The organism is Citreimonas sp. (assembly GCF_042096055.1).
Taxonomy (GTDB): Bacteria; Pseudomonadota; Alphaproteobacteria; order Rhodobacterales; family Rhodobacteraceae; genus Citreimonas.
In genome coordinates, this window is record NZ_JBELMH010000117.1 from 2,689 (window position 1) to 7,034 (window position 4,346).

Here is a 4,346-nt window from a genome sequence, read left to right on the forward strand (position 1 = left end):
CCCCGGCGCATCGCCTTCGCCGTCGGAGCGCGTCTTGCCGGCCGACGGTCGCTGTATTGGCAGAACGGCTTCCACGACCAGGCGACCCCCGACCTCGGCTATACCGACGCCGCGATCCTCAACGCCGCGGGCGAAGCGGTCTTCGCCGGCCGCGAGACAACGGTCTGGGCGCTCGACCCACCCGCCTCGTTCGCTCTGCGCTTGCCCGATCAGATCGCGCGCCTGGGCGTCGCGACCAATGCGTACGCCGGCGCCGAGATCGAGACGATGCGCGACACGGTCTCGGCGCTTTTTTCCGACGCGCAGATCGCGCTGCGCCTGCACCCGCGTATCGAGACCTTCGATGCCGCCCGTGTTCCGGACTGGGACGTGCGGCCGCGCGGCGAAGCTCTCGATGTCTTCGCGCGGTCCTGCGACGCGGTGATCTGCGGAAGCACCGCCGCCCAGATCGAGATCCTGCTGGCGGGCACGCCGGTAATCCACCTCGCGGGACTGGATCCGCACGGGTTCGACTTCTACGGCTACGTAGCGCGGGGTATCAGCTACGGGTTCACGGTTCCGCCGCCGGGCCGGATCGAAGACGCGCTCGCAGCCTTCTATCAGGCGCCGGGGTGGTCCGACCGCATGCAGACCGAGGTCACTGGTCCGTCCGACGAGACGCCATCGCTGCGCGCGTATCTGCGCGCGCTGGTGCAGGACGCCGAACGCTGACGGGGCGGCGGGCTCAGCCGGCCCGTGCGGCGCGATCGTAGACATCGATCATCTGATCGACATGCGCGTGCAGGCCAAACCGCGTCTCGGCCGCACGGCGCGCCGCATCCGAGAGCCGACGGACGCGATCGTCATCGGCCAGCAGCGCAGCCGCGGCACGGCTGAAGCCGGGGCCGTCATCCGCGTCGACCAGCAGGCCGGTTGCGTCATGCTCGACGATCTCGCGGTGTCCGCCCGCATCGCTGGCGATGACCGGTGTCCCGAGTAGCTGCGCCTCGACCAGCGTTCGGCCGAAGGCCTCGTCCACGGCCGGCGCCACCAGAAGCTCTGACCCCGCCAGCCAAGGCTCGACCGGGTGGCGAGCGCCGAGCACGAGACACCGTTCGCCGAGCCCCGCCGCCTCGATCGCGGCACGCACCGCGTCGCCCTCAGGCGGTCGCGGATCGCCCAGCATCAGGAAACGGAGGTCGTCGTGGCCCTGACGCGCCAGCGCATCGGCCAGCGCGACGAAGCGCTGCGGACGCTTGCGCGGGGCGAAATTGCCGACGAACAGCACCGGCCGCGCCGTCGCCGGCAGGCCCAACGTCGCGTTCAGCGCGGCGCGTGCGGCCGTCCGGTCCGGAAGCGGCGGCACCGCGAACGGGTTGTATATGACCCGTGTGGCGTCTCGCATCGCAGGCGGAAAGGTCTCGGCGCAGTAGGTCGAGACCGCGACCAGCGCGTCGGCCTTCAGCGCGGCGCGGGCGTGCTTGTCGGCTCTCGCCGGCGTGCGCTGGTGCCAGACATGCGGCACCCCGGCGTGCCGCGCGGCCGCCCCCCACGTCATGTGCATCCGCATGTCGTGGGTGTGCACCAGGCCGATCCCGTGCCGCCGCAGGAACCGCGCCAGCACGCGTGTCGCACGCAGGCCGCGCAACGCGCGCATCATGGCACCGCCCTCGACATAGGGCACCGCGGGCGCCGGGACCGGATGCACTCCCAAGCTGTCGAAATACCCGGTCAGCGGGCCGGTCTCGTGCGTCGCCACGACGGGCGCGTAGCGGTCCACCGGCAAGGCCTGCGCCAGGATCAGCGACGAGACGTGGCTGCCACCGACGCTGTCGCCGACATAGGGGAACAGGACCTTGATCGGGGCCATTGAAGTCTCTCGCCTGGCGATGCGTACGGGCGCACGCTAGGCGCCCGTACGCATGCCCGCAAGCCGCCGCCGGCCCATGCCTTGCGGGAGGAGGGGGGCATTGATAGAAGGGCGCGGCACGGGAACACGCCCGATAAACCTGCCGGAGTCCGCATGTTCGACGACAAGACCATCCTCGTGACCGGCGGAACGGGATCCTTCGGACACGCCTTCCTGCGGATGACGCTGGCGCGCTTCAACCCGAAGAAGGTCATCGTCTATTCGCGCGACGAGATGAAGCAGTGGGACATGGCCAAGCTCTTCGCCGACGATCCGCGCGTGCGGTTCTTCATCGGCGACGTGCGCGACCGCGAACGGCTGTACCGCGCCTTCGACGGGGTCGACCACGTTGTCCACGCCGCCGCGACCAAGATCGTCCCCACGGCCGAATACAACCCGTTCGAGTGCATCAAGACCAACGTCAACGGCGCCATGAACGTGATCGACGCGGCGATCGACAAGAAGGTCAAGTCGGTCGTGGCCCTGTCGACCGACAAGGCCTCGAGCCCGGTGAACCTCTACGGCGCGTCGAAGCTGGCTTCGGACAAACTGTTCGTGGCGGGTAACTCGTATTCCGGCGCGCAGCAGACGGCGTTCTCGGTCGTGCGCTACGGCAACGTCATGGGGTCGCGCGGGTCGGTCATCCCGTTCTTCATGTCGATCCGCGACAAGGGCGTGATCCCGATCACCGATCCGCGGATGACGCGCTTCATGATCTCGCTCGACGAGGGCGTCGAGCTGGTCTGGCATGCCTTCGCCGACATGGTCGGCGGCGAGGTCTACGTGAAGAAGATTCCGTCCATGAAGGTGACCGACATCGCCCGCGTGGTCGCCCCGGACGCCAGGACCGAGGTGATCGGCATCCGACCCGGCGAGAAGATCCACGAGCAGATGGTCGGGGTCGAGGACGCGCCCTTCACCTTCGAGTACGACGAACACTTCAAGATCCTGCCCAACCTCAACGGCTGGGGCTCGGACAGCGCGCGCATCAAGGACGGACGGAAGGTTTCGGACACCTTCATCTATTCCAGCGACCGCAACACCGAATGGATGAGCGACGACGCCCTGCAGGCCTGGATCGACGCGAACCGCGACAAGATCGGCGCGATCTGATGATTCCCTACGGCCGCCAGGACATCTCCGAGGCCGACATCGCGGCCGTGACCGAGGTGCTGCGCTCGGACTTCCTGACGCAGGGGCCGGCCGTGCCGCGGTTCGAGGAGGCGCTGGCCGCGCGCGTGGGCGCGGCGCACGGCGTGGCGGTCAACTCGGCCACCTCGGCGCTGCACGTGGCGGTCGCGGCGCTGGGGCTGGGTCCGGGCGATCTGCTGTGGACCTCGCCCGTCACCTTCGTCGCCTCGGCCAATTGCGCGCGCTACTGCGGCGCGGACGTCGACTTTGTCGAGATCGACCCCGGCACCTTCAACATGAGCGCCGACGCCCTCGAGGCCAAGCTAGCCCGCGCCAGCGCCGAGGGTCGGCTGCCCAAGGTCATCGTGCCTGTGCACATGGCCGGGCAATCGCCCGACGCGGCACGGATCGCCGAGCTTGCCCGCGCCCACGGCGTGCGCATCGTCGAGGATGCCAGCCACGCGATCGGTGCCTCCTACCGCGGCGCACCCGTCGGCGATTGCGCGCATTCCGACATAACCGTCTTCAGCTTCCACCCGGTCAAGATCATCACCACCGCCGAGGGCGGCCTCGCCACCACGCAGGACCCGGCGCTGGCGGACCGCATGGCGCTTCTGCGCAGCCACGGCATCACCCGCGACCCGGCCGCGATGACCGGCGAAAGCGACGGCGCGTGGTACTACCAGCAGATCGAGCTGGGCTGGAACTACCGCATGACCGAGATGCAGGCCGCGCTCGGACTCAGCCAGCTGTCGCGCCTGGATGCCTTCGTCGACCGCCGCCGCGCATTGGCCGATCGCTACGACGCGCTGCTTGCCGACCTGCCGCTGCGCCGTCCGGAGCGGCTGGAAGACGCGGAGTCTGCCTGGCATCTCTACGTCGTGCAACTGGACGATGCCGCGCGGCACCGCGCGGTCTTCGACGCGCTGCGCGAGGCCGGGATCGGCGTCAACCTGCACTACATCCCGGTGCACACGCAGCCCTATTACCGCGCGCTCGGTTTCTCCGACGGCGACTTTTCGGTGGCCGAGGATTACTACAGCCGCGCGATCTCGATCCCGCTGCACGCCCGCCTGACCGAGGACGAGCAGGACCGCGTCGTCGCCGCCCTGGCCGAGGCGCTGGCTTGAGCGTTTGCGTCATCCCCGCCCGCGGCGGGTCCAAGCGGATCCCGCGCAAGAACATCCGCCCGTTCCTGGGCCTGCCGATGATCGGCTGGTCGATCCGGGTCGCGCAAGAATCCGGCCTGTTCGACCGCATCGTGATCAGCACCGACGATCCCGCGATCGCCGAGGTGGCTCGGGCGCAGGGCGCCGAGGTGCCGTTC

At 69.3% G+C, this 4,346-nt stretch carries 5 protein-coding genes; 4 read left to right on the forward strand and 1 reads right to left on the reverse strand.

Annotated features, from left to right (window positions below):
- A partial coding sequence (locus ACFDTC_RS16760) for a hypothetical protein (protein ID WP_375260021.1) occupies positions 1-711 on the forward strand: 711 nt, incomplete at its 5' end.
- 13 nt (positions 712-724) lie between these two features.
- Here ACFDTC_RS16760 and ACFDTC_RS16765 read toward each other — a convergent pair.
- A complete protein-coding gene (locus ACFDTC_RS16765) occupies positions 725-1,849 on the reverse strand; it encodes a glycosyltransferase family 4 protein (protein ID WP_375260022.1) in 1,125 nt (374 codons plus the stop codon).
- 153 nt (positions 1,850-2,002) lie between these two features.
- Between ACFDTC_RS16765 and pseB the strand changes: the two genes are divergently transcribed.
- The 3 genes from pseB to ACFDTC_RS16780 form a co-directional block, all read left to right on the forward strand.
- Complete coding sequence (gene pseB, locus ACFDTC_RS16770; RefSeq protein WP_375260023.1) at positions 2,003-3,001, forward strand: UDP-N-acetylglucosamine 4,6-dehydratase (inverting); 999 nt, start codon at positions 2,003-2,005, stop codon at positions 2,999-3,001.
- Positions 3,001-4,149: a UDP-4-amino-4,6-dideoxy-N-acetyl-beta-L-altrosamine transaminase gene (gene pseC, locus ACFDTC_RS16775; RefSeq protein ID WP_375260024.1), complete on the forward strand. Its 1,149-nt coding sequence runs from the start codon at positions 3,001-3,003 to the stop codon at positions 4,147-4,149. Before pseB ends, pseC begins: the two co-directional genes overlap by 1 nt.
- Positions 4,146-4,346: cytidylyltransferase domain-containing protein (locus ACFDTC_RS16780; protein WP_375260025.1), on the forward strand; the 201-nt coding region annotated here is incomplete at its 3' end. The genes pseC and ACFDTC_RS16780, both read left to right, overlap by 4 nt.

What these genes read in the sequence shown, in the direction of transcription:
- pseB (WP_375260023.1), top strand. Translation starts at nt 2,003, where the DNA reads ATGTTCGACGACAAGACCATCCTCGTGACCGGCGGAACGGGATCCTTC.
- pseC (WP_375260024.1), top strand. Translation starts at nt 3,001, where the DNA reads ATGATTCCCTACGGCCGCCAGGACATCTCCGAGGCCGACATCGCGGCC.
- ACFDTC_RS16765 (WP_375260022.1), bottom strand. Translation starts at nt 1,849, where the DNA reads ATGGCCCCGATCAAGGTCCTGTTCCCCTATGTCGGCGACAGCGTCGGT.